This is a genomic window from Solibacillus sp. FSL W7-1436 (genome assembly GCF_038007305.1).
Classification (GTDB): Bacteria; Bacillota; Bacilli; order Bacillales_A; family Planococcaceae; genus Solibacillus.
In genome coordinates this window covers 1,527,502-1,553,350 of record NZ_JBBOWV010000001.1, presented here as the reverse complement: position 1 = coordinate 1,553,350, position 25,849 = coordinate 1,527,502, and the positions used below count along the sequence as shown (strand labels likewise).

General features: G+C 40.3%; 22 protein-coding genes and 1 pseudogene. 7 read left to right on the top strand and 16 right to left on the bottom strand.

The features are described from left to right. Positions 1-331 precede the first annotated feature (331 nt). The 3 genes and pseudogenes from MKX73_RS07815 (at position 332) to MKX73_RS07805 (ending at position 4,349) form a co-directional block, all read left to right on the top strand. Positions 332-1,885 (top strand): IS1182 family transposase, encoded by a 1,554-nt coding sequence (locus tag MKX73_RS07815; RefSeq protein WP_340716956.1) that lies wholly within the window; start codon positions 332-334, stop codon positions 1,883-1,885. Positions 1,886-2,054: 169 nt separating this feature from the next. Then, positions 2,055-3,476: an IS21 family transposase gene (gene istA, locus MKX73_RS07810; protein WP_340716955.1), complete on the top strand. Its 1,422-nt coding sequence runs from the start codon at positions 2,055-2,057 to the stop codon at positions 3,474-3,476. Positions 3,477-3,672: 196 nt separating this feature from the next. Continuing rightward, positions 3,673-4,349, top strand: a pseudogene (locus MKX73_RS07805) (ATP-binding protein). 289 nt (positions 4,350-4,638) lie between these two features. Here the strand turns inward: MKX73_RS07805 and MKX73_RS07795 are convergent. The 5 genes from MKX73_RS07795 to MKX73_RS07775 all read right to left on the bottom strand — a co-directional run bounded on the left by MKX73_RS07795 (position 4,639) and on the right by MKX73_RS07775 (position 11,875). Next, a complete protein-coding gene (locus MKX73_RS07795) occupies positions 4,639-5,421 on the bottom strand; it encodes an SDR family oxidoreductase (protein ID WP_340716953.1) in 783 nt (260 codons plus the stop codon). Between the two features lie 202 nt (positions 5,422-5,623). Then, positions 5,624-6,742, bottom strand: a complete 1,119-nt coding sequence (locus MKX73_RS07790; RefSeq protein ID WP_340716952.1) for a nucleotide kinase — start codon at positions 6,740-6,742, stop codon at positions 5,624-5,626. 35 nt (positions 6,743-6,777) lie between these two features. Next, the gene (locus MKX73_RS07785; protein WP_340716951.1) at positions 6,778-9,375 is read right to left on the bottom strand and encodes a cation-translocating P-type ATPase; all 2,598 of its coding nucleotides are present in this window, start codon (positions 9,373-9,375) and stop codon (positions 6,778-6,780) included. A 329-nt stretch (positions 9,376-9,704) separates the two neighbouring features. Continuing rightward, positions 9,705-9,950: a spore protein Tlp gene (locus MKX73_RS07780; protein ID WP_340716950.1), complete on the bottom strand. Its 246-nt coding sequence runs from the start codon at positions 9,948-9,950 to the stop codon at positions 9,705-9,707. A gap of 593 nt (positions 9,951-10,543) precedes the next feature. Beyond that, positions 10,544-11,875 carry an FAD-dependent oxidoreductase gene (locus tag MKX73_RS07775; RefSeq protein WP_340716949.1) on the bottom strand — a complete coding sequence of 444 codons (1,332 nt, stop codon included), beginning with the start codon at positions 11,873-11,875 and terminating at the stop codon, positions 10,544-10,546. Between the two features lie 265 nt (positions 11,876-12,140). On the opposite strand from MKX73_RS07775, the gene MKX73_RS07770 reads away from it, so the two are divergent. The 3 genes from MKX73_RS07770 (at position 12,141) to MKX73_RS07760 (ending at position 15,504) form a co-directional block, all read left to right on the top strand. Then, positions 12,141-13,079 (top strand): Gfo/Idh/MocA family protein, encoded by a 939-nt coding sequence (locus MKX73_RS07770; protein ID WP_340716948.1) that lies wholly within the window; start codon positions 12,141-12,143, stop codon positions 13,077-13,079. Between the two features lie 154 nt (positions 13,080-13,233). Continuing rightward, on the top strand, positions 13,234-14,835 hold the full coding sequence (locus tag MKX73_RS07765; protein WP_340716947.1) for a gamma-glutamyltransferase family protein: 1,602 nt from the start codon (positions 13,234-13,236) through the stop codon (positions 14,833-14,835). A gap of 213 nt (positions 14,836-15,048) precedes the next feature. Beyond that, positions 15,049-15,504, top strand: a complete 456-nt coding sequence (locus tag MKX73_RS07760) for a helix-turn-helix domain-containing protein (RefSeq protein WP_340716946.1) — start codon at positions 15,049-15,051, stop codon at positions 15,502-15,504. 36 nt (positions 15,505-15,540) lie between these two features. Here MKX73_RS07760 and MKX73_RS07755 read toward each other — a convergent pair whose 3' ends face one another. After that, entirely contained in the window at positions 15,541-15,849 is a 309-nt protein-coding gene (locus MKX73_RS07755) for a DUF6509 family protein (protein ID WP_340716945.1), read from the bottom strand. 133 nt (positions 15,850-15,982) lie between these two features. Here MKX73_RS07755 and MKX73_RS07750 point away from each other — a divergent pair, with 133 nt between their 5' ends. Then, on the top strand, positions 15,983-17,158 hold the full coding sequence (locus MKX73_RS07750; protein ID WP_340716944.1) for an alanyl-tRNA editing protein: 1,176 nt from the start codon (positions 15,983-15,985) through the stop codon (positions 17,156-17,158). A gap of 193 nt (positions 17,159-17,351) precedes the next feature. Here the strand turns inward: MKX73_RS07750 and MKX73_RS07745 are convergent, their stop codons facing one another. The 10 genes from MKX73_RS07745 to MKX73_RS07700 form a co-directional block, all read right to left on the bottom strand. Further along, entirely contained in the window at positions 17,352-17,708 is a 357-nt protein-coding gene (locus tag MKX73_RS07745; RefSeq protein WP_340716943.1) for a rhodanese-like domain-containing protein, read from the bottom strand. 301 nt (positions 17,709-18,009) lie between these two features. Continuing rightward, on the bottom strand, positions 18,010-18,828 hold the full coding sequence (locus tag MKX73_RS07740) for a metallophosphoesterase (protein ID WP_340716942.1): 819 nt from the start codon (positions 18,826-18,828) through the stop codon (positions 18,010-18,012). 184 nt (positions 18,829-19,012) lie between these two features. Then, the gene (locus MKX73_RS07735) at positions 19,013-19,384 is read right to left on the bottom strand and encodes a GntR family transcriptional regulator (protein ID WP_340716941.1); all 372 of its coding nucleotides are present in this window, start codon (positions 19,382-19,384) and stop codon (positions 19,013-19,015) included. Between the two features lie 485 nt (positions 19,385-19,869). Further along, positions 19,870-20,274, bottom strand: a complete 405-nt coding sequence (locus MKX73_RS07730) for a Na+/H+ antiporter subunit G (RefSeq protein WP_340716940.1) — start codon at positions 20,272-20,274, stop codon at positions 19,870-19,872. Continuing rightward, the gene (locus MKX73_RS07725; RefSeq protein WP_008407457.1) at positions 20,252-20,536 is read right to left on the bottom strand and encodes a Na(+)/H(+) antiporter subunit F1; all 285 of its coding nucleotides are present in this window, start codon (positions 20,534-20,536) and stop codon (positions 20,252-20,254) included. Before MKX73_RS07725 ends, MKX73_RS07730 begins: the two co-directional genes overlap by 23 nt. Then, a complete protein-coding gene (locus tag MKX73_RS07720; RefSeq protein WP_340716939.1) occupies positions 20,533-21,015 on the bottom strand; it encodes a Na+/H+ antiporter subunit E in 483 nt (160 codons plus the stop codon). The genes MKX73_RS07725 and MKX73_RS07720 overlap by 4 nt, the downstream gene beginning before the upstream one ends. Positions 21,016-21,029: 14 nt before the next feature. Further along, positions 21,030-22,514: a Na+/H+ antiporter subunit D gene (locus MKX73_RS07715; RefSeq protein ID WP_340716938.1), complete on the bottom strand. Its 1,485-nt coding sequence runs from the start codon at positions 22,512-22,514 to the stop codon at positions 21,030-21,032. Beyond that, positions 22,507-22,845, bottom strand: coding sequence for a Na(+)/H(+) antiporter subunit C (locus MKX73_RS07710; protein WP_008407452.1), 339 nt, complete (start codon positions 22,843-22,845; stop codon positions 22,507-22,509). Before MKX73_RS07710 ends, MKX73_RS07715 begins: the two co-directional genes overlap by 8 nt. A gap of 1 nt (position 22,846) precedes the next feature. Next, positions 22,847-23,269 carry a Na(+)/H(+) antiporter subunit B gene (locus MKX73_RS07705; RefSeq protein WP_340716937.1) on the bottom strand — a complete coding sequence of 141 codons (423 nt, stop codon included), beginning with the start codon at positions 23,267-23,269 and terminating at the stop codon, positions 22,847-22,849. Next, on the bottom strand, positions 23,256-25,667 hold the full coding sequence (locus MKX73_RS07700) for a Na+/H+ antiporter subunit A (RefSeq protein ID WP_340716936.1): 2,412 nt from the start codon (positions 25,665-25,667) through the stop codon (positions 23,256-23,258). The genes MKX73_RS07705 and MKX73_RS07700 overlap by 14 nt, the downstream gene beginning before the upstream one ends. Positions 25,668-25,849 lie beyond the last annotated feature (182 nt).

Sequence of the window (25,849 nt, the reverse complement as noted above, 5' to 3'; positions counted from 1 at the left end):
TTCAATGAGGAAAAGGGGGTGGGACAAAACCCGCCTCAAAATCAAAAGCCGTTCAAATTTTACGATGAGTAAAGTTTGAACGGCTTTATTATTATGTGTCTACTATGTAGTCGTTGTTCTCCGTTACGGCGGACGCTTTCCTGGGGGCACGGCTCGAGCCTGTAGTCTCTCCCACGTGCTTGTCCCCTGGGAGTCGCCGCCTTCACTCCGAACAACTAATTTTTCTTCTATATCAAGTAAATCTCTGCATAATTTCAGGCATGAAAAAAGGACATTCTCTGTTAAAATTTAAGTATCCTACAACCAAATTTCAAACGAAAGAAGTGTCCCTATGTTTAAAGATTATAACATGAATCAAATTATATTACCGCTAGATTTAGAAGTAAAGTTACATAAAAATGATATTGCCTTTTCTATCCATCATTTGGTCGAAAGCATTCCGAACGAAGCTTTCGCTCCTTTTATTCACCATACTGGTTGTCCATCATATCATCCACGTATGATGCTAAAGCTGATTTTATGCGGTTACACACAATCCACTTTTTCAGGAAGAAAAATAGAGGATCTGACAAGAGACAGTATCCGTATGATGTGGCTTGCCCAAGGATATGAACCAAGTTATCGCACTATTAACCGTTTTCGTGTACATCCCAATATGAAGGAACTCATTCGCCAATGTTTTGTACAATTCCGCTGTCAGCTAGTTGAAGAAAAACTCATCGATCAAGAAGCGATTTTTATCGATGGCACAAAGATTGAGGCAAATGCCAATAAGTTCACATTTGTTTGGAAAAAATCAGTGGAAAAACATCATACCAACCTCGTAGAAAAATCAAATAAACTTTACGATGAGTTATTGGAACATCAAATTATTCCTGAAATCAAACGTGAAAGTGATGAGCAGTTATCGATAGAAGAGTTAACTCAAGTAGCACATCACCTAGAAGAAGTAGTCGACGACTATACAAGCAAAATAGAACATTCTGAAGATGTCATTGAGCGAAAAAGATTACGTAGCGAACGAAAAACACCGAAGCAAATCCTCAAACAAGTACATGATTGGATCATAAGAAAGCAGAAATACCAAAAAGATTTTGAAGTGTTTGGCACACGTAACAGTTATTCAAAGACGGATCATGAAGCAACATTTATGCGGATGAAAGATGACTATATGCAAAACGGCCAATTGAAGCCAGGGTATAATGTACAAATCGCTACAGAAGGTCAATATACACTCGCGTACGATGTATTTCCAAATCCAACAGACACGAAAACACTTATTCCATTTCTTAGTCAAATTGAAGAAAATTATTTCGAGTTACCAAAACATATTGTAGCGGATGCCGGATACGGCAGTGAACAGAATTACCATGATATTCTTAACAAACGCAAACGAACTCCACTCATTACATTTAATCAATACTTGAACGAACAGAAGCGAAAATATAAAAATGATCCTTTTAAGACAAGTAATTGGGTGTATGAGAAAGAAAACGATGTCTACATTTGCCCAAATGAAAAGAGATTACGATTCCAATATAACTCTGTTCGTACAGATAAATCGGGTTTCCAACGAGAATTTAAAATCTATGAATGTGAGGAATGTACAGGGTGTCCTTTCCGTACAAAATGTACAAAAGCTGCAGAAGGTAAAAATCGTAGACTCATGATTAATGAGAAATGGGAAAAACAAAAAGAAGAAGTAAGAGTGAAGCTTTCAGAAGAAAAAACGGCTGCCATTTATCGTCGACGTAAAATCGACGTGGAACCAGTTTTTGGATTCTTGAAGGCTAATTTGTGTTTCCGTCGATTTTCTGTTCGTGGAAAATCGAAAGTTACTAACGAAATAGGTTTGGCATTAATGGCCACAAATTTAAGGAAGTGATTATTGCGGAGCAAAAAGACCACCAGTGCGGAACTTTAAGCCACTCAATGCGGACAATTGAGCCACCGAATGCGGAAACTTTGAGCCACTTACATATATTCCCTTAAACCTCCTGTATAATGAAGGAGCATACCAACAGGTATGACACTTCAGAACAGGAGGATTTTTTATGATTGATTACCGAAAGATATTAGCTCTTTCCTTCGACCAAATTAGCCAACGTACAATTAGCGCTAGTACCGGACACGCTCGCAATACCGTATCCGATGTCATCCAACGTGCCGCAAAGCTAAACGTCACCTCATTGAACGATACGATGACAAATGTGTGGCTTGAAGAGTATCTCTACCCAGAGAAACAGCCAATTGAAAAAGGTTACTGTCCAGTGGATTGGGAGTATGTACACAAGGAGCTGCAGAAAAAGCACGTCACGCTTAAATTGTTACATCATGAGTACGCAATAGCCGCAAAGGAGGCTAAAAAAATCCCTTATGCTTATCGTACATTCGCTGAAAAGTACGGTCATTATGCGCGAAAATTTAAATTAACCATGCCTTTAAAACGCAAACCAGGTGAAATTTTGGAAGTAGATTGGGCAGGCGCAACGCTTTCAATTCAAGATCGTGCAACAGGAGAGGACTTAACTGCCTATGTTTTTGTGGCTGCCTTACCTTACAGCCAAATGATGTATGTAGAAGCGTTTCTAGATATGACATCCGCCAACTGGTTGACAGCACATATCCACGCCTTTGATTACTTTGGAGGGGTTACAGAGACACTTGTGCCAGATAATTTAAAAACAGGTGTGATTAAAGCAAAGCGCGAAGAATCAGTTCTAAATGAAGCTTATCGTGAGCTGGCTGATCATTATCGCACGGTCATTGTGCCAAGTCGCGTACAAAAGCCAAAAGATAAACCAAGTGCCGAAGGTAGTGTGGGACATGCCTCACGGCAAATTATCGCTGCTTTACGCAACATACAGTGTTTTCACATCAATGAACTGAATCAACATATCGTTGAAAAACTTGAAGAAATCAACACCACCGATTTTCAAAAACGTCCTGGAACACGAAAAAGCGTATTTGAGGAAGAAGAGAAAAGCACTCTCCAACAACTTCCTCCAACACGCTTTAAGATGACGGAATGGAAAACCGCCAAGGTTCAACTGAACTACCACATCCAAGTTGAACGCATGTATTATTCCGTCCCTTACGAATACGCCCGTGAATCGGTAGATATTCGCTTAACAACAGATCTAATTGAAGTGTACTTTAAAGAAACTAGAATTGCATCCCATAAACGATTAAAAGGCAACGTTGGACAATATTCCACAAACATCGACCATATGCCTGACCATCATCGTTCATATGTGGAGCATAATCCAGAAAACAGCTCAAAATGGGCAGCAACCATCGGTCCATGTACAGAAAAGTATGTCGCGTATATTTTAGAAAATCATGTAGAGAAAAAGGCACTTCAAATTTTAAATACGCTACAAAATCTCACGAAAAAATACGCAGTTGAAGAACTTGAACAAGCGATTTTACTACGTTGCTTGAAATCTCATCTAACCCATCCAATACGGTTTTAAAGGGACTATTAGAAAGAACCAAACAAACGTCTAAAGCCAAAAATAAACCCAAAAAATCAACTACAGCTTCAACCGAAAATCATGGTTTTACACGTGGAGCTGCTTACTTTGGGAGGGAGAAAAAATGAGTAAACAAGAAACGTTACGTAAGCTTTCAGAAATGGGCTTAAGCGCAATGGCCGAACTTTATCAAGAAATGAGTCGAAATCAGTCTTATCGTGAGATGGACTTTGATGAACTTTTCAGTCTCTTAACGGATACCGAATACGATCGCCGCAAATCCAACAAACTTGCTCGTTTAATTAAACAAGCAACATTCAATGAGCCATCGGCTGCCATTGAAGATATTGAATACCACTCAGATCGCCATTTAGATAAAAAACTCATCTTAGAACTAGCCACAGGAAACTATATTCAAAATCACCACAATATCATTTTAATGGGCGCTTCAGGCAACGGAAAAAGCTATATAGCGAATGCATTCGGCATTCATGCCTGCCGTCAATTCCATAAAGTAAAATATATTCGCCTACCTGAGCTACTTGATGAATTAGCTGTAGCTAAATATGAAGCAGATGGCAGCTATCGAAAGCTCATTCAACACTATAAAAAAATCGATTTATTAATCATTGATGAATGGCTCTTAACAGAACTCACAGAAGAACAAGTTTTAAATGTCTTTGAAATCGTAGAAGCCCGTCTAAAACGATCTTCTGTTCTCAATTTGCGCCGGAAGGCTGGTACGACAAACTTGGCCATGCCCAAATCGCAGATGCCATTTTAGACCGCATCGTCCATGATTCCTACCACATTTTAATTGATGGCGAAGTATCGATGCGCGAACGTCATGGACTAAAGCCCATCAAGCGCTAGTCCTCCATAGCATGAAAGAGGGAAACAAATCACTACTAGTAGTGGTTGTTTCCCTCTTATTTTTAACGAGTGGCTTAATCGTCCGCACTCGGTGGCTCAAAACTCCGCATTCACTGGTATAAAGTTCCGCACTGCTGGCTTAAACGCTCCGCAGTATTCAAGGAAGTATGCGGTAAGAGGATAACACCTCTTCCAATATTTTCTTTATAAAACGCAAAAAAGAGAAATTGCATTGTGCAATTTCTCTTTTTGCGTAAACTGGAACTAATTCTGTCCCAACCCCTAACATTTAATATTTATAAGACTGGCCGCCGTCGATTGGGATAACTGCTGCGTTGATGAAGTCCGCTTCATTTGATAGCAGGAATGCTACTAAATAACCGACTTCTTCCGGCTTACCGAAACGTCTCATCGGATTCGGCTTTACAAATTCCTTGCCGACTTCCTCCCAGTTATCACCGCCCATTTGGCGTAGTGATCCTTCTACCATCGGTGTCATGATCGCACCCGGGGCAATTGCCTTAATCGAAATTCCGTATTGGCCGTATTCAATAGCCGAGTTACGCGTTAACCCGACAACCCCATGTTTACTAGCCGCATAGCCTGACTGGTTTCCGACACCACGGATTCCGCCAACCGATGCTGTATTGACAATAGAGCCATATCCCTGCTCTTTCATTACTTTCAGCACATATTTCATACCATAGAAGACACCGTTCAAATTGATGGAGATCACTTTATGAAATTCCTCAGTTCCGTAATCACCAGTTAAGTTTTGCTTCCCTTCAATTCCCGCGTTGTTAAAGAAACCATCAATTTTACCGAATTTCTCAACCGTTTGATTTACAAAATTTTCAACTTCACTTTCTGTCGCTACGTTTGCTGCCACTAATAATGTTTCAGCATTTGCCGCTACTTCCAGCACTTTCTTCTTCGTTTCGTCCAGTCCTGCCTGATTTAAATCTACGAGTACAAGCTTTGCGCCTTCCTTTACAAGCTGTAATGTGGCAGCTTGTCCTAATCCCGAACCTGCACCGGTAACAATTATAACTTTGCCTTCAAAACGATTCATGAGTAGTCCTCCTTTGTAATGAAAAGCTCACCATCAGCATACAGTATTTTTTGTTCAAGTGAAATTTATAGCTCCTAAAAAACTTATTATTTCGAAAATTGATGCATTATTTCAAAATAATATTATTATATAAATCCTACCATCAAAAAATAAGGCATGAATCCGATATGAAGTCGGACCCATGCCTATAAAATTCCTTAACTCAGAAAAGTTCAAACAGGAAGGCTGTTCGTTTATTGAATTCATCCAAATCGATAGCAGCATCTATTGCTTCACGGACTTTTCTTTCCTGTTCTGCGTATTTTGCTGCTAAATGTTTTGCATCCGCCATCGTCGCCTTGTACTTTTCTGTGATTGCTTCTATATTTTTTTCCTCAACTTCTGTCGGATGGCAATGTTGGGCAATATCGAAAATTTCGTCACCGGAGCGATTTTCATCCGGAAAATACACATGCGGCTCCGTACTGTCAAAAATACAGAATTTCAGTTCAGGAATAATGACCATATCTATCGAATTGGAATCCAAGCCGCACCAAACGAGTTGTACATCAAACCCTCTGCTTATCGCCTCGTTCGCCAACTTTTTCATCATTGAAGACTTTCCAGTACCCGGATACCCTTTAATAAACAATCTCTTTTCAAGATTTTGCGTAATGCTCTGTACTGTGTCCTGCGCTCCAGCTGGAGTTAATGTACCAAGTAAGCGATGAGTAAGGTGGCCGGATTTCTGCCGCTTTGTTTCACCGAACAGATTGTTCGACAGCTCGGCAAACTGCTGGTCCAACCCCCTCCATTTCATATGCCTTCTCGTTTCCACTTCCCAATCATCATGAATATGAATAGCATTTGAAAGCTTCGCAAAACACTGGTCAAAATATGCTTGTTTCGATTCATTTACTGAAGACAGATTCTCATTTCGTGCAATCTGTTGTTCATCCACACAGTCATAAAGGGAAATGACATGATCCCGTACTTCTGGAAATACAGGTTCTATTGACGGGTTTGTCGCTTGAACAATTAAAATCTGATGAGGGGCTTGAATATAAACAGCCTCGACCGTATTTTCAAATAAAGGATCATGGAAAAGCTCAATGTGGGCACCTTTTTCACAGTAATGAGAGCCAATTTTCTGCAGTAACTCCGAAACTTTGAATCCGTGCGCTCCCTTTAATAAATACACAGCTTTTGCTTCATCCATTAACTCTTTATAAATATTTTTAATGCCCTGCCCTGTCATTGCCTGACCGAAGAAATGTTTTGTCGTGCTAATAATGTCATCCTTCCATAACCTTGTTAACCTTATTTTTATGTTAACCGGCAAGAAAAGTTGCCATATACATTTTTACCATTTTCTGTTTATTCCTTAGCAGACCCGAAAAACAGTTTACGGACTTGGATAATAACTAACGGCACCAAAGATAATCCGTAAATCATTAAATATTGGTTACTCGTCAAATTAGCAACTTCAAATAACCCGTTAATCAGTACAAAGTTCAGTATTGTAAACCCAAGTAAAAAGGCGATCCAAACTGCCAAATTTGAGAAAATTCCTATTTTAAAAATGGATTCTTCCGATCGGCAATTAAATCCATGCAGCAACCTTGATAAACATAATGTTGCAAACGCCATCGTTGTTGCGACTGCTGTATCCCCTGTCGATAAGCCCACTTGGAAGGCGATAATTGTGACTGCTGCAATAATCAGGCCTTCAAAACCTACTTGGGATACGAATTTTTTATTTAACAGGGACTCATTTATATTCCGCGGTTTTTCCTTCATCAGTTTCTTATTATGCGGTTCTAAACCAATCGCAATCGCTGGCAGGCTATCCGTCAATAAGTTGATAAACAACAGGTGTATCGGCAGAAACGGAGCCGGTAATGCGAAAAGCGTCGCATATAAAACGACGAATATTGCCCCTGCATTTCCGGATAACAGAAATTTAATCGCGTTTTTAATATTGGCATAAATACTTCGCCCATTTGAAATCGATTTGACAATCGTTAAAAAATTATCGTCTGTTAAAATCATTGCTGACGCATCTTTTGCCACTTCCGTTCCTGTTTTCCCCATTGCTACACCAATTTCGGCCTGTTTTAACGCCGGTGCGTCATTTACCCCGTCCCCGGTCATTGCCACAACATGGCCTTTTTCCTGCCAAGCTTTTACAATCCGGATTTTGTGTTCCGGTGATACACGGGCATAGACGGAGAAGCTTTCTACCTTATTTTTCAGTTCCCTGTCCGAAAGCTTTTCAATTTCTTTTCCTTCAATTGCTTCATCAGGGCTTTTTAAAACACCAAGTTGTTTCGCAATCGCGATTGCCGTAATTTTATGGTCCCCTGTAATCATGACCGGCTTAATCCCCGCTTCGATACAGTCTGCAACGGCCTGTGCCGATTCATCGCGCGGAGGATCCATCATCGCAATTAGCCCGACAAATGTTAAGCCTTGCTCGTCCTTTTCATTTATATTGGAAGAAAAGACTTCTTTATACGTAATGGCAATTACCCGTAATCCGGCATTCGAAAATGCAGTATTCGCCTGGTTAATCTGCTCCAGCTGTTTGCTCGTAATAATTGAACTGCTGCTTGAATCGATGCGGCTGATACGGGGAATAAGCTCATCCACTGCACCTTTTGTAATCATGACATTTCGGTTCCCCATTCGGTGAACGGTACTCATTAACTTTCGAGTGGAATCGAAAGGAATTTCCCCAACACGCGGATGAAGTCCACGTATCAATTGCTCGCTCAATTCATACTCCTGCCCCAATTTTACGAGCGCAAGTTCTGTCGGATCCCCTATCGTTTTATCCTTTAACATCATGGAATCATTGCACAGTATTGCGAAATCGAGCAGTTTTTTATGATTCGGGTTGTTCAGCTCCAGTTCATTGGCGGAGAAAAACTGCTCCCCTGTATAAATTTCCTGAACCGTCATATCATTTTGTGTCAGTGTACCGGTTTTGTCAGTACAAATAATCGAAACACTTCCCAAACTTTCTACTGCCGGCAATTTACGTATAATCGCATTTTCTTTTGCCATATTTTGAGTACCTACTGCCAGTACAATCGTCACGATTGAACTTAACGCTTCAGGAATTGCTGCAACAGCCAATGAAACTGCAAACATAAAGGAATCAATCAGCTCACGCCCCCGAATAATATCCAAAGCAAAAATTACGATACAAATAAGGATAATTCCGATAGCAAGTCGTTTTCCGAATTTATCAAGATTGACCTGCAATGGTGTTTTTTTCTCTTTCGCATTGTCAATCAGCTTGGCAATTTTTCCGATTTCCGTATTCATCCCGATTGAAGTAACTGCAACTGCCCCACGACCATTTGTTACAAAGCTTCCGGAGTACACCATATTTTTTCTGTCCCCTAGAGCAAGCTCTGTTTCAATAATTGTATTGGCTACTTTATCGACCGCCAAAGATTCGCCTGTTAACGAACTTTCATTTATTTGTAAACTATGGCTTTCAACTACTCGTCCATCCGCACTGATAGAATCGCCGGCTTCCAAAAGGAGCAAGTCCCCTACTATTACATTTCTGGACGGTATTTCAATAATTTCTCCGTTGCGTTTAACTTTTGAAACGGGTGCCGCCATTTCCTTTAAACTGTTCAATGATTTTTCTGCCCGTGCATGCTGAACCGTTCCGAGTATGGCATTTAATATAATGACGATTAAGATGACAATGGAGCTATCCATATCTCCGAGGAAAATTGAAACAATGGCGGCAGCAATTAATATGAGCACTAGAAAATCCTGAAACTGCTCAATGAAAACCTGGAAAATATTTTTCTGCTTTCCTTCTTTCAATTCGTTATAGCCATACTTTTTCAGGCGCCCGCGGACTTCGTAATCAGTTAATCCATATTGCGTCACATCCAACTTTTTCATTACCTCTTGTACAGATGCTTGGTAATATTCTGTTGCTTTCATTTGAAACCTCCTTCAAGTCATTTGATTGGTGCAAATAACTATTTTGAGCAATTCCATTTAGAATAGAACAACTCTCCCAAAACACTGTATGATAGTTTTAGTATGAAAATGAAAACTTCCCAATAAAAATCTCTTGAAACTTGGTTCAGTATAGAAAGAGTATGGAACATAACAAAAAGCAGCAATTTTCTTTAGAAGAAAATTGCTGCTTTTTTACATCCTGGAGAATTGATTTCCATTCCGGGGCGCTTTGGCGCGGGCGTGGCCCTTCATACCATAATTCATAAAACTCCAGTCTCTTAAGCCGAATACTCCACCTTTTGAAAAAGTTATTTAAATGAGTCTCTTCTAGCTTTGGCTGCTTTTCTTTCTCTGATCTGTTCTTCCAATTGGGCAATGGCTGTTCTGCGACGCGCATTTTTCTCTTCAATATTTTCCAGCTCATCAGGAAGAGCAAACTCTTTACTAATTTCAGCCTCATGTATATTTTCTTTAGTATTGTTAATCATTTTACCTAAACTTATCGCATTTTCCGATCCTTTGTTAAAAACATCATGTCTGTCATTTTTCATCATGATTCCTCCTTTTCAATGATAAATTTAGTTTGTTTTGCATCACTTTATTTATTCCATAATAATTTTTCTTTATTTCGTCACAGATGTCATATTTTTGTTATATAAATACAATAAAATAATTTTAAAAAGCACTAAAAACACCATCAACCCCTTGATATAAAAGGCTTTCCCATGAAATTTGATATTTTACATGTTATTTACATATTCATTAAAATAGCGTTTTTGTAATAATTATGCGCTATAGTATGGATAAGTTCAAAACAAGTAGTGAGCCTTCATCATGATTCCACCTTTGCAGAAAGACATAGCTGCTAGCATGAGCGAACGCATAACTATACATAATTAATTTGAACAAATTTGACTAACACCTCTTTGCCAATTACGTCACAGCGTAATTGTATCCAAACGTTGGATATCCACCCGAGGTTTTAACTTCATTTAGCGAGTGTTTATAACACACACTTAGATCAAATATAAACACTTCCTCCAGCCATCTTGCAACCTTTCATAGAGGTGGGAAGATGCTACTAAAAAGAAGTTAAGCACAAAAAAGCTCCAGCTATTTCCCAATAGTAGCTGGAGCTTTTGACGTTTTATTCTTTTTTACCATAGCGTTTTGGGGCCTGCATAATTGCATCCCACACGCCGCTAAATGGCGGTGCATACGCTAAATCCAAGTCAAGCAGTTCCTCGAAGGTCATTTCATTGTACAGTGCTGTCGCAAATACATCGACTCGTTTATCGACACCATGTCTGCCTACTATTTGGAGACCTACGAGCTTGCGGCTTTGCTGTTCGACAAGCATCCGCAGCTTCATCGGCTGTACATTCGGATAGTAACTTGCAATATCATTTACTTCCATTTCATACGCTTCTACAAGTGCATTTAAACGATCTGCGGCTTCATTATTTAATCCCGTCATGCCGATGTGAAGATCGAAAAACTTCAGGATGGATGTTCCGACAATGCCCCGGAATTTCTGGTTAAAACCGGCTATGTTCAACCCTGCAATTCGCCCTTGTTTGTTTGCTGTCGTCCCAAGCGGTAAATAATCATCCTTTTGGTTTACTCGGTTAAAATGAGATGCACAGTCCCCTGCTGCGTACACATTGGCAATCGAAGTCTCCATTTTTTCATTGACAATTAGGGCACCATTTTCAAGCTTGGCAAAACCTTGTGCAAACTGTGTATTTGGACGTACTCCTGTTGCGACGATGACCAGGTCTGTTTTATGTAACCCGCTTGTTGTCCGAACTGCTTCTACAAGTTCGGTTCCTTCGTATCCTATCGTATCTTCATTTAATAAAACTTCCACACCATTTTTGATAGCTTCCTCATAAATAATACCAGTCAGCTGTGCATCCAAAATCGACATTAATGTGCTTCCGCGTTGAATGAGACGTACATCCAGACCGCGCTCCCGTAATGTTTCAACTACTTCCAGACCAATATAGCCCCCGCCGATGACCGTCACGTGCTTCACATGCGGCAACTGTTCCATCAGTGCATCCATTTGCGGAATCGTTTTTACAGTATGAATGCCCTTTAGGTCGCCATTGTCGATTTTCGGCATTGTCGGTGATGCTCCTGTAGCAATGAGCAGTTTATCGTATATAAATTCGAATGGCTCCATGCTGTTTACATCAATACCGCTCACTTTTTGCAGTTTTGTATCAACTGCCGTTACTTCATGGAAGATGCGTGCATCAATTCCGTATTTCGAGCGGAACTCCTCGACATCCCTTGCAATCAGGTCTTCAGTATGAGGGACTTTTCCGTTAATTACGTATGGCAACCCGCATTGTCCGTATGAATAAATCTCTCCTTTTTCCAAAACGACAATGTGCGCGGCTTTATTATTACGTACAATTTCCATTGCTGCACTCATTCCTGCCGCGTCGCCGCCTATAATTACAACTTTCATATTTGATCCACTCCTCAATCCACTTTTCACTTTCTTAATAAAATGCTACCAAATATCGTTTCTATTAATAGCATATCATTCCTTTTGTTTCGTAATCCTATGTATTCCCAAAATATGTTACACTAACTATCAGAAAAATCCCATATTTCTTTCGTCCGGCATAAACCGCACAAAAGAATTAAGCCTCCGGTGGATGTCATTCGATTCGGTACCGAATCCAGACGCAATTTCGCCAAGGTATAATTGATAAAAAGGAGCCATTTAAATGACTAAAACAATGACGATTGGCATTATCGGTACTGGTGTTGTCGGAGAACGCATTATTAACCAGGCACTGCAAAACGAACATTATGAAATTGCGGCAATTTTTGATACGAACGAAGAACGTACAGCACAATTGGCTGCTAAATATAGTGTACCCGCTACTAACGATTTACAAGCGCTCTTGAATTTAAAACCTGACTGGGTGTATATTGGCACACCGCCTGTCAGTCACGCACCACTTGCTGCAGAAATCGCTAAGCACAAATTACATATTTTATCGGAAAAACCGCTTGCCCATGATGCAGCAGACGGAGAAACGATGGTACGTATCGCAAATGAAGCGAATGTAAAAACAGCGATGCACTTTCCGTTAATGTACGGTGCGTCAGTCCATCAGCTAAAACAAGAGGTGGCAAAAGATATGGGTGACATTACACGTATTGAGCTGCATACATATTTCCCTGAATGGCCACGTAAATGGCAGCAAAACTCTTGGATTGCTTCACGTGAGCAAGGCGGGTTTATTCGGGAGATTTTCCCGCATTATTTACAATTAACGCATCATTTATTCGGCGATGTTGAAATTTTGGCGCATGAAACAGCTTACCCTGAGGATGAAGCTCTTTGTGAAGTTGGGGTAACTGCTTTAGCAAAAACAGCAAACGGCATCCCGATGGTCATTAACGGGCTTGCAGGTATCGGTCAGGAAGAGCGCATCGACTTTAAAATTTTCGGAACAGAAAAAGTTGTAACATTACGAAATTGGTCCGAGGTTTACACAAGCAAAGCATATGAGCAGGAAGTAAAAATTACCCCTGTCGAAATCCCTGAGACAATGCTTGATGCATGTCGAAAAGTCCTTTTAGGCGAGGAAGCTTTTGTCGTACCATTCGAGGAAGGCTTAAAAGTGCAACGCTGGATTGATGAATTGCTGAAATAATATGATCATGGAGTTGTTTGGAAAGTGGAATTCCCTTTTCGGGCAACTTTTTATTTCGGATTCTGAAATATTTAAATTGTAAAAAAACCCCTTCTGTACTAAAATAGCCGTAATATTCATTTTATTAGGCATTAATTTCAGAGGGGGATTTTTTGTGGACTTTTTACATTATCCATTTCCAAGTAAGCGTAATACGGTCATCGCCAATCGTGGAATGGTCGCAACATCCCAGCCGCTCGCAGCACAGGCCGGACTGGATATTTTAAAAAAAGGCGGCAATGCAGTCGATGCAGCAATCGCAACAGCAGCGGCACTTACTGTCGTTGAGCCTACATCAAACGGAATCGGCGGGGATGCATTTGCGCTCGTCTGGATGAAGGATGAGCTATACGGGTTAAACGCATCTGGCCCTTCTCCCAAGTCGATTTCCAAAGAAGCATTAACAGAGCGAGGTTTAGATCAAATTCCGATGCATGGAGTGATTCCTGTTACTGTTCCAGGCACACCGTCAGCTTGGGCAGCTTTATCAAAACGATTCGGGAAATTGCCGTTAAGCGAGGTATTGGCTCCTGCCATCTCATATGCTGAAGAAGGCTACCCGATTTCCGTAACACTCGGACAATACTGGCAATCGGCCTATAAAAAGTATAAAAAGAATTTCACATCCGAAGAATTCCAGCACTGGTTTGAAACATTTTCAATCGATGGCCGCATGCCGGAAATCGGAGAAGTTTGGAACTCTCCAGCACTCGGAGACACATTGCGCAAAATTGCCAAAACAAATGGCGCTGCTTTCTACAAAGGCGAAATCGCAGACAAAATCGATGCCTTCATGAAAAAACATAATGGCTTTATTTCAAAGGAAGATCTGGCAAGCTATGAGCCGGAGTGGGTAAACCCCATTAAAATGCATTACAAAGGCTATGATGTATGGGAAATCCCGCCGAATGGCCAAGGGATTGTTGCACAGATGGCACTGAACATTTATCAGCATGCCGAGCCAAAATGGCAGGATGCGGAAAATCTACATAATCAGATCGAAGCGATGAAGCTTGCGTATACCGACGGGAAAGCATTTATTACAGAATCAAATGACATGCCGGTAGATGCCGAAACACTGTTATCAAAAGCTTACGGAGAATCACGCTTTGCGGAAATCGGCGATACAGCACTTGATCCGAAACCATTCGACATTCCAAAAGGCGGGACGGTGTATTTGGCAACTGCCGATGCGGATGGCAATATGGTCTCGTATATTCAAAGTAACTATATGGGCTTCGGTTCAGGCATTGTCATTCCGGAAACAGGTATAGCGCTTCAAAACCGCGGCTATGACTTCTCACTGGATGAAACACATCCGAACTTCCTGAAGCCCGGAAAACGAACATTCAATACAATTATTCCAGGATTTTTGACGAAGGATAATGAAGCTGTCGGTCCATTTGGCGTAATGGGTGGCTATATGCAGCCTCAGGGGCATTTTCAGGTCATTACATCCACAATCGATTTCGCACTTAACCCTCAAGCAGCACTTGATATGCCAAGGTGGCAGTGGATCGGGGAAAAGCGCATTGAAGTCGAACCGCACTTCCCTAGCTATTTGGTGCAGGCATTGCAGCGTAAAGGCCATAACATTCATGTTGCAGTGGATGGCGGCAGTTTCGGGCGCGGTCAAATCATTTGGCGTGACCCGAAAACAGGAGTGCTGTACGGTGGAACAGAGCCTCGTACAGATGGTGCAATTTCCGCTTGGTAAATAGTTGATTACATCAAAACAGGAGTATCCCGTTAAAGTATTTTTGCGGGATACTCCTGTTTATATTTTTTTATTTTTGGACTATCTTAATGTATGATTAAACTACGGAAATTACAGTGGCAACACGAGGTTGCGCCCTCACGCACCTATAACTAGCTTTACTTTACCCGTATAATTCATCAATACTTAAACACAAGGAAGGGGATGACTCACATGATTTTTAGTGAACGATTAAAAAAAGAGCGAGAAAAAAGAGGTTGGTCACAAGCAGATCTTGCCGAAAAAATTCATGTTAGTCGCCAATCCGTTTCTAAATGGGAAACCGGGAAGAACTATCCGAGTATTGAAGTAATCATTGATTTGAGTGATCTGTTTGGCATCACGATTGATGAAATGTTGAGGAGTGACGGGGAATTGAAAGAAAAAGTAATTCGGGATAGCAAGAAATTGGCATATCCGAAATGGAAAGCGTTCTTTGATAGCGTGTTTTTATTAGGGGTATTTTTATTGGTAGCAAAACTGATTATTATAGGCTTAAATTCTTTTGCAGGATTGGACATTGTTATTCCTGAAGGCTTGCCGAAAATTCTGTCAAACTTCTTGCCGTTAACATTAATGGTAATCGGCGGGATTGGTGCAGACCAGTTAAAAACAAAATATACCGATTAAAAAAGGTAGCGGATCCGCTACCTTTTTTTATACCAATTATTCAGCTTCTGTTTCACTTGAATCAGCAGATAATTCTTCTTTGCAAAACGCTAAAATCATCGCTTCTTCATCTTCTTCCAATGCAAAATCCAAAAACTCATTATTGGCTTTATCAATAATAAAATAGTTTACGATGCGTACATTGTGGTCAATTACCCCTACAATCACACGAATCTCTAAACCTGCAGCGGAATACAGTTCATCTTCCTCATCCACTTCTACATCTAATAAAAACTCATAACGCTTACCTTCAATAATCTTTGTCGGATCTAAAATTTCTTCTATTGAAAATTGCGTAATATTCATATTCATGCTCCTTCCGGGAAATGCTTCTATTTTATCATAAACGAAAATTGCCCCGCGTCAAATAACAATCATCATTTACACCGTGACAGCAACGTTTTCATATGACAAACTAGAAATTAAGGAGTGATGGACTTTGAAAAATCTATTTTATTACGAAGATGCAATGATGAAGGAATTTACGGCACAAGTTGTGAAAACTGGTCAAGACGAAACAGGAAATTTCATCGTACTGGACAATACTGCATTTTATCCTACTGGTGGCGGGCAACCTAATGATACCGGCTGGATTAATGACTTGGAAATTTTTGATGTCGAGAAAATTGATGAAGAAATTCGTCATTATACGGCAGCCGATGTGTCGAATATTTCCGGGGAAATATCCGGGAAACTTCATTGGTCGCGCCGATTCGACCATATGCAACAACATGCGGGACAACATATTTTAACAGCAGCCTTTGTGGAGCTGTTCGATATGGCGACAGTGAGCTTCCACTTGGGAACAGAGCTTGTCACAATCGATTTAAATGTTGGCGAAGTTTCTGAAGATCAGCTGGCAGCAGTGGAAAAACGGGCTAACGAAATTATATTGGAAAACCGTACGATTGAAACGAAATGGGTGACAAAGGAAGAATTAGCGCAATATAACTTACGGAAAGACGTAAAAGTCGACGATGATATCCGGTTAGTCATTATCCCTGACTATGACTACAATGGCTGTGGCGGTACACATCCTACCTCTACCGGACAAGTAGGCTTGTTGAAAATTTTAGCTACGGAAAAAATGAAGAAGCAGATCCGTGTACACTTTGTCTGCGGTAATCGCGTGTTACAGCAGCTGGCTATGCGTAAACAGGTTTTAAGCGATGTAGCCCGCCAGTTGAGCGCACCGGAAGAAGAGGCCGCTGATGCGTTGCGTAAATTCGTGAAAACAGCGAAGCAAACAGAGAAAAGTTTAACAGAAGCACAAGACGCCCTTCTTGAATTCGAAGCAAAAGAATTGGCAAATGAAACAGTTGCTGCAGCGGCATTCGAAAACCGCTCGATTCAAAGCCTGCAGAAGCTGGCACGTTTTATTACACAGCAAAACGGTGAAGCAATCGCACTTCTCGTTGCCAATAATGAAGACAAGCTGCAATTTGTTGCGGCACGGGGTATTGAGCAAACAAAATCGATGAAAGATATTTCTGCAGCAGCCTTACCGCTCATTAATGGTAAAGGCGGCGGAAACGATGCACTTGTACAGGGCGGCGGTGAAAAAACCGTTTCAGCTGAAGCGCTGATTGAGGCAATGAAAGAAGCCGTTCGATAAAGTGAAACTTCAATCCGTGGAGGTTTCCCCACGGATTGTTAGTTGAACCAATCGGGCTTTTACGGGTAGTTGATCACCCGCCTATTCCTTTGCCCTGCCTAAACCTGGAGGTTGGAGTCTTACTACCCATTAATGCGGGATAAATGAAAAAGAAGCTAATGATGGTTTGAACCATTCATTAGCTTCTTTGCTTTTAACCTGCCCGTAGTCCATTCATACCGCGACGAACATTTGTTATATCGGTATAACCGAGCTTTACGAGTTCCTTGCACGCTTTATTGCTGCGCGCACCACTTTGACAAATGACAACAATCGGTCGATCTTTCGGCAAGTCCCCTAAATATGCTCCAAGCGGACGATTAATAAACTGAGGAATGTGGGCCTCTTTATATTCTTTTTCCGTCCGGACATCCACAAATACATATTTCTCATCTTCCAGTAAAGGCTGCAGTTCTTTTGCCGTAATATATTTCACGCCTTTTTTCGGCATAAAACGCACGATCATTACAATGATTCCCACCATTGCAAGTAGTGTAATAATCCCTTCCATTTGCATACTCCTAAAATCTGTTTTCACTTATTTTACGATAATCTGCATAAGCTTACGAATATTTTGCATTTTTAGAACTGGATTGCTGCCATTTATTAAAGAGGCGTGCAATATATTAGAACTTTTTCGGCTTTATTAGAACAATGACATACTTTATTTGAACAGTTCACCTGTTTATTAGAAGATCGGGACCCTATTTTAGGACTTCTTGATTATTTATTAGAACTTTCACATTATATTAGAACTTTTCCGAGTTTATTAGAAAATCCGCACAATATATTAGAAAACTACTAACCACTGACTACCTTTCCTTCTTCAGCTCAACGACATAAATTTCAGGGAGATTAAAGATCCGGTAAGGAAACAAGCTGTTCCCCAATCCCCTATTTACGATCATTTCAGTTTCCTGCTCTTCATAAATTCCTGCCGTGTATTTTGGCATAAAACCCTGTGTCGGCGCAAAAAGTCCTCCGATAAATGGCAGACGAATCTGGCCGCCATGTGCATGCCCTGTAAACACTAAATCCATTTCCTTCTCGACATATGTTTCAAACAGCTCAGGACGGTGCGACAATAATACTTTAAATGCATCCGGGTCCATATTGTAAAGCGCTTCATCAATCGAATCGCCCGCTTCTTTTCCCATTAACGGGTCCTCAATACCCGCAATGACGATGTGCTCTCCGTTACGCTCCAGCTGTACCGCATCATTCGGTAATACATGAACACCGAGCTCATTTAAAGCCATATAAATTTCATCTGTTAAATTCAATGCAACTTCGTGATTTCCAAGTACATAGTAAACGTCTGTAATATCGACTAACTGGCGGACAGCCTGCAAACTGTTTTCCAAGTCATAACGGCGACTGTCCACTAAGTCACCCGTTATGAAAATTACATCCGGTTTGGTATCCCGCACTTTTTCAGCTAACCGTGACTGATTTTCCCCGAATGTGGCATCATGCAGATCGGTCACTTGGGTAATCCGGTAACCATCAAAACTCTCCGGAACTTTCTCTGATTCATGTACATAATCGGTCTTTACAAGCCAATTATTATTTATATATAAAAATAGATAGACAACACCTATAAAGATGATTAATTTCAATAACTTTTTCAATTTATTCGCTCAATTCATTGTGAGTTTTAAGCAGCTCTAATACCACCCATCGTTATCAATAATATTGAACTGTTTCGGAACATTCAAGTGTAAAATCCGTTTACCAATTAATTCGTCGAGTGGATTATTATAGCTTTCGTACTTGGAAGAGTTCAAGAATCAATAGATAGACAAACTATTCGTTCTACCCTTCCTTTTGAATATGCCTGATCAGCTCAATCAAATCTTCATCCATCACAGCTAAACGTTTTGCTTCTTCCACAATATCCTTTGCCATCTTCGTCAATGTATCGCTTCGTCTTGTCGTTAAAATCCGATGTTTCGCATCCCCGATCACGAACATTCCAAGCCCTCTCTTTTTATACAAAACTTCTTTTTCCACTAAAACAGTCAGACCTTTCCCGGCTGTTGCCGGATTAATATTAAAAATTTCAGCAAGCTGATACTGGGAATAAACTTTCGCTTCCGGAAGCAGCCGGTCTGCCAGTATCTCATTTTCGATCCATTCCGCCACTTGCATATAAATAGGCATTGTACTCTGTGTATTAAAAATCAAAGAGATCATCCTTTCTGAGTCACCAAGTACATTAGTGTTGTAATGCACTATATAAAAAACGAGCTTATTTGTCAATAAATCAAGAAATATTATCCACATATACTATTTATCCACAAAGTTATGCACATTAACGTTAATTATCCACATTTTAATCACGATTTTTCAACAGGCAGAAATATACTTATCCACAAAAAATATTTTAAAATTCTATTTTAGAACAAGATTCCAAAAAAATATTCGGATATATTTTCATTTGTTCTAGAAATTGCCACATTTTTCTTAGTAAAGTCTATTTATTTTTATACTAAATAGGAATACTTTTAATTTCTTATATCCATATTCAGTTAAAAATAAGGAGCTCTACCCCTTTGTTCGATAAATTTGTAACTTTATCTACAAGTTATCCACATCACATAATTTTTTATCCACTAAAAAAAGCATTCTAAAAGCGACATGCCATCACTTTTAAAATGCTTTTACATTCATTATTTAATTTCTTTCAATGTAGCTTCCACTTCTTCTTTTACTTGCAGATTTTCTTCGCCGAACAGGATTTCATTTAATGCATCGTCTCCAGAACCTTCAGCCAGCGGTACGCGTGAACGATACGCCGCACGACAGACTAAATGTCCGGAAACAGGTGCCGTAATAAATACGAATATAATACCTAAAATAAGGCGAATGCTCACATAGCCATCATGGATCCAAAAGTAAATGAAGCCGCCGAACAAACAAAGCAATACGGAAAGTGTCGCACTTTTCGTTGCGGCATGTGAGCGTGTGTACACATCCGGTAAACGTATCATGCCGAATGCGCTAATGACACTCACAATTGCACCAAGCAAGATAAGAAGTGCCGCCATTAACTCAATCAGCTGATTTACGCTCAACAATGACACCTCTTTCTATATATTTCGAGAATGCAATCGTTCCGATAAATGCTAAAATCCCCAATATTAAAATCGCTTCCAAAAATGCCTTTGTTTTTAAAACAATCGACACGATGGCGATCGCAGAAATTAAATTGACGCCAATCGTATCAAGAGCGATTGCGCGGTCAGGCAATGACGGTCCTTTTATTACACGGAATAGGGATAGACCGATTGCCACCATAAATAGTACAAGTGCAGCCTTTAGAATCAAATCGATCATTGTGTCACCTCCAAAATGGCACGTTCAAACTTGCCGATTGAACGGAGTACCGTTTCTTTCGATTCTTCTATATCCATTGCATGAATATAAAACGTACTGTTATCTTCTGAAACTTCCATTACAACAGAACCCGGTGTCAATGTTAATAACAGGGCCAATGTCGTCACCTGGTAGTCTCCTCTTAATTTTGTTTCATAAGTGAAAATACCCGGTGTGAAATTCATCTGTGGACCCAGTACTTGTTTTAATACAGAAATACTTGATGAAAGCAGCTCTCGAATAAATATGAGGATGAGCTTAATAATCTTTAATACACGACGCAAGTAAAACTGTGTTCCGAAAAATCGGTGCATAGCATATAAAATCAATGTTCCGACTAAAAAGCCTGACATAAACGTCGTAAAGTCTGCAGTTGGATCATCCTTTAACAAAAACCAAAGCGCCGCAATAAATAAATTTATAATAAATTGACCTAACATGTGCTCACCCTCCTTTATTTATTCGTATTTAATATCGCATCAATATATACGGAAGGGTTGGATAATGTGTAAGCTGCATCATTCACATAAACTGCAAGCCCTTCTGCACCAACTCCTAAAGCAACGATACAGATCGTCAATAGCACAAACGATACCATCGCACCGCGCGGCATCCGAATTTTGTCCTCTTCATTAATCGAAGTTTCTCCAAAGAATGAAGCAAGGAAAATACGCATTAATGAATAGAGAACGATGATACTCGAACCGAATGCCAGTGCCAATAAAATGTAAGACTCTGTTTCAATAGCGCCCTGGCCGATCAGTACTTTTCCGATAAATCCGCTTAATGGCGGAATCCCGACAAGTGCACATAACATGATAAAGAACAGCCATCCAAATACCGGATAAATTCGAATTAATCCATTCATATTTTTTACAACAATTTCCCCTGTCAAAAGCACCATTGTTCCAATAAGTAAAAACAGCAGCGCTTTACCGAGCATGTCGTGGATTAAGTAATACACTGCGCCTGCCATTGCTGATTCAGTTCCGATCGCAAGTGCCGCCAATATGAATCCAACACTAATGATGACGTTATATGTAGCAATTGTCCGAACATCACGTCCGGCAAATGCGCCCATACATCCCGCTATTATCGTCAGTCCTGCCATCACACCGATCGCTGTATGCGTCACTTCCGGCTGTAGCGGGAACATGAGCGTGAACGTACGGAATAATGCATATATACCCACCTTTGTTAGCAGTGCGGCAAATAATGCCTGTACTGCTGTTGGAGGCACACTGTATGAACCAGGCAGCCAAAAGAACAGCAGCAAGCCTCCTTTTAAAGCAAAAACAATAAGGAAAACAAGTGCCACAACCGTCAGTAACGGATCCTGGCCGGCTTCTGCAACACGCTGTGCAATATGTGCCATATTAAGCGTCTTTAACGTTCCATACATGAAAGCAAGTGCAACAAGGAAAATCCATGATGCGACAACATTAATGAGCACATATTTGATTGACTCGCGCAGCTGTATTTTTCCCCCGCCTAATGCAACCAATACATAGGACGCTAAAAGCATTACTTCAAAACAAACGAATAAGTTGAAAATATCACCTGTTAAAAACGAACCATTCACACCTGCCAGTAAAAACAGGACAAACGGATAAAAGTACATCTTCTCGTGACGCTCTCCGATTGTGGAGAAGGCATAAATCAAACAGATCGCCGTAACGATGCTTGCCGTCAGAACAAGCAGTACCGAAAATGAATCGGCAACAAATAAAATACCGAACGGCGGTGCCCAACCACTAAAGTCTATACGCATGATACCTTCTGTTTGAATAAGCTGTAACAGGACAACAGATGTCGCTATTACAAAAATCATAGTTACTAAACTTACAACTCGCTGAAGTTTAATATTATTATTTAAAAATACTAGCAATGCTGCCGTTATAATCGGCACAATCATTGGTAAAACAATTATATTATTCATCTGATGACCCTCCAAGTTCCCCTAGATCATCGGTTCCGTTCATTAAATACATTCGATAAGCCAGTACGAGTAAAAAGGCCGTAACAGCAAAGCTTATTACGATTGCCGTTAAGATCAATGCTTGGGGTAATGCGTCGGTATATGGTGCGGCCGCTTGACCTAATAACGGCACACTTCCCTTTTTTAACCCGCCGACCGTCAATAACAATAGGTGAACGGCATGAGATAAAATGGCGGTGCCGACAATCACGCGTATGACACTACGAGAGAGGATTAAATAAGTAGCGACTGCGACTAGAATGCCGACAAGTACAATCATTAATGATTCCATACTATTCATCCTCACTTATATTTAAAATAATCGTTACGAGTGTACCGACAACCGTCAATGCGACACCTGCTTCAAAAATCGTAACAGTCGACAAATGCTTTTCTCCTATTAACGGGAGATTATAATAGCCATCTGTCTGTGTTAAAAATGGTACGTCAAAGAAAACTGAGGCAATGGCCGAACCTGTCGCCAGCAATACACCGATTGCAGCAACTTTTTTAAAATCGAACGGCATTCCTTTATGCACGGTTTCAATGTCATACGTCAAATATAGCAGGACAATCCCCGAGCCAAGCACTAATCCGCCGATGAATCCGCCGCCCGGAGCATTATGTCCTGCAAAAAATAAATACATACCAAGCGTAAAGACGATGAACACAACGCCTCGTACGACTGATTTTAAAATAACATCATTTACTTTCAACGTCTGCATCCCCCTTTTTCGCCTTAAGCTTAATAAGTGTGTAGACGCCAAGACCTGCAATGAAAAGTACAACTACTTCAAGCATCGTATCAAATGCACGGAAATCGCCTAAAATCGTGTTGACGATATTTTTCCCGCCTGCCAGATCATACGAATCCTCAAAGTATTTCGAGATTGGCTCAAAACGATCGTAATTCATTACAGCTAATCCGATCAGTGTCACGGTTGCACCGACCGCAATCGAAATTGTAACCTTCGCAAAACGCCAGCTTTTCGAAATATACTCATTTTTAAGCTTCGGTAAATATTTGAATGATAGTAAGAACAGCGCTGTTGTGACCGATTCAACGACAAGCTGTGTGAGCGCCAAATCAGGAGCTCTGAATACAACGAAGAAAAAGGCAACAGAATAACCGAGTACCCCGTTCAACAGCACGACTGTAATACGCTGCTTTGCAAAAATAATTGCAATTGCAGCCGCAATCATAACAAAAACAAGAACTAATTCATAAGGCTCGATCACCGAATCTTTCGAAGGATCCCAGCTGAATACGTCCGCATAAATCATATACCCTGCCAGCAGGGTTACAAAAAACACATATATATATACGAAATAATAAGTTAAATTACCGTTCATATAACGGTTTGTTACACGTCCTGATACACCCTCACTTGAATTAATGACACGTTCATAAATCGCATTTAATGTAAAACTTTGCGGAATTAACTGATAGACTGGACGCCATTTTTTTAATGTACGGTATAAGAAAACACCTACAACAATGACACCAAACGTCATAATAAGCTCCGTACTAATATAACCATGCCAAGCTGCGATATGAGGCGTCAATTCCTCTGCCGAAGGAAACATTGGATAAATGCTTGCCATAGCCGGACTCAAAATATAATGTCCCAAAACATTTGGGAATATAAAAATTCCAATAACGAAAGCCACTAAAATAAATGGTGAAATTAACATACCAAATGGCGCTTCATGTGGCGGCTTTTCCAAACGATCCGGCTGTATTTTCCCGAAGAATGTACGCATGACGATAATGACACAGTAAATAAACGTAAAAATACTTGCCACCCAGGCGATAATCGGGAATAAAAGGCCGATACTATCAAGTGAGAAAATATCAAGCTGTGTAATTTTTAATGTTGCTGTAAAGAACATTTCCTTACTTAAAAAGCCATTGAATGGTGGTAAACCTGCCATTGAGGCACTTCCGATTACGGCAATCGTGAAAGTAAATGGCATTAACGACATCAATCCGCCTAATCGACGAATATCACGTGTTCCTACTTCATGGTCGACGATTCCGACCATCATAAAGAGCGCGCCTTTAAATGTCGAGTGGTTGATTAAATGGAATAATGCAGCAAAAGTAGCCTGAGTATAAATTACCGACTGTGTTGAATAACCAAAATGCAGTGCTGCAGAACCAAGACCGAATAAAGACATAATCAATCCAAGCTGACTAATTGTGGAGTATGCTAGCAGTGCCTTTAAATCATACTGGCGGACGGCATTGAAGGAGCCCCAGAATAACGTTAGCAGACCTACCCCGCTCACTGCCCAAAACCATACTTCATGCCCGCCAAAAATCGGTGTTGTACGAGCTACTAAGTAAATGCCCGCTTTTACCATCGTTGCAGAGTGTAAATAGGCGGAAACAGGTGTCGGTGCTTCCATCGCATCCGGCAGCCAAATATGGAACGGGAACTGTGCTGACTTTGTAAACGCACCTAAAAGTACAAGACACATTGCCGGTACAAAATAAACGCTCGATTGCACGACATCCAAATTCGCAATAATTTCGCGAATACTAAACGTTCCGGATGCAACATATAACATTAAAAAACCAGCGAGCATCGCAACACCACCAGAAACGGTTATAGTCATTGCTTTCCTTGCGCCTGCACGAGATGCTTTACGATGATGCCAGAATGCAATTAACAGGAATGACGATACGCTCGTTAATTCCCAGAATACATAAAGCACCATTAAGTTATCCGAAAAGACGACGCCCAACATCGCGCCCATAAATAATAGTAAGTAGCAATAGAAATGATGTAATGATTCTTTCGTTGATAAATAGAAAATTGAGTAAAGTATTACTAAACTGCCTACCCCAGTAATGAGTAAGCCAAAAATCATACTCAAGCCGTCTAAATAAGTAGTAATATTAATACCGAAAGAGGGGATCCACTCGATTGTTTTTTTGAACACTTCGCCATTGGCAATTCGAGGGATATATGTAGCTAAAAGCGAAAATAATGCAACAGGGATTATTAGCACGAACCAACCTAAATGTATATTCTTAAATCTCCTGTATATTAACGGGATTAATGCTGCAGCAAGAAACGGAAGCATAATCGAAAAAGCAATAACCAAAAGCAATAACCTCCTAACCGATTCAGCCAAAAAATATGTAAAGTTCGGCATTCGAACGATCACACTTGACTATCTATATAACTATCTTCATAATAATGTGGCATATGGGGAATATATTTTCAAACAAGAGTAATTTAATAAAAATTACAAAAGCAAAAATATAACAAAAAATTTACTGAATA

Coding starts and splice junctions, on each gene's coding strand:
- MKX73_RS07815 (WP_340716956.1), top strand. CDS start 332: ATGTTTAAAGATTATAACATGAATCAAATTATATTACCGCTAGATTTA.
- MKX73_RS07775 (WP_340716949.1), bottom strand. CDS start 11,875: ATGAAAGTTGTAATTATAGGCGGCGACGCGGCAGGAATGAGTGCAGCA.
- MKX73_RS07770 (WP_340716948.1), top strand. CDS start 12,141: ATGACTAAAACAATGACGATTGGCATTATCGGTACTGGTGTTGTCGGA.
- MKX73_RS07710 (WP_008407452.1), bottom strand. CDS start 22,845: ATGGAATCATTAATGATTGTACTTGTCGGCATTCTAGTCGCAGTCGCT.
- MKX73_RS07755 (WP_340716945.1), bottom strand. CDS start 15,849: ATGAATATTACGCAATTTTCAATAGAAGAAATTTTAGATCCGACAAAG.
- MKX73_RS07760 (WP_340716946.1), top strand. CDS start 15,049: ATGATTTTTAGTGAACGATTAAAAAAAGAGCGAGAAAAAAGAGGTTGG.
- MKX73_RS07745 (WP_340716943.1), bottom strand. CDS start 17,708: ATGGAAGGGATTATTACACTACTTGCAATGGTGGGAATCATTGTAATG.
- MKX73_RS07780 (WP_340716950.1), bottom strand. CDS start 9,950: ATGATGAAAAATGACAGACATGATGTTTTTAACAAAGGATCGGAAAAT.
- MKX73_RS07725 (WP_008407457.1), bottom strand. CDS start 20,536: ATGATCGATTTGATTCTAAAGGCTGCACTTGTACTATTTATGGTGGCA.
- istA (WP_340716955.1), top strand. CDS start 2,055: ATGATTGATTACCGAAAGATATTAGCTCTTTCCTTCGACCAAATTAGC.
- MKX73_RS07720 (WP_340716939.1), bottom strand. CDS start 21,015: ATGTTAGGTCAATTTATTATAAATTTATTTATTGCGGCGCTTTGGTTT.
- MKX73_RS07795 (WP_340716953.1), bottom strand. CDS start 5,421: ATGAATCGTTTTGAAGGCAAAGTTATAATTGTTACCGGTGCAGGTTCG.
- MKX73_RS07785 (WP_340716951.1), bottom strand. CDS start 9,375: ATGAAAGCAACAGAATATTACCAAGCATCTGTACAAGAGGTAATGAAA.
- MKX73_RS07715 (WP_340716938.1), bottom strand. CDS start 22,514: ATGAATAATATAATTGTTTTACCAATGATTGTGCCGATTATAACGGCA.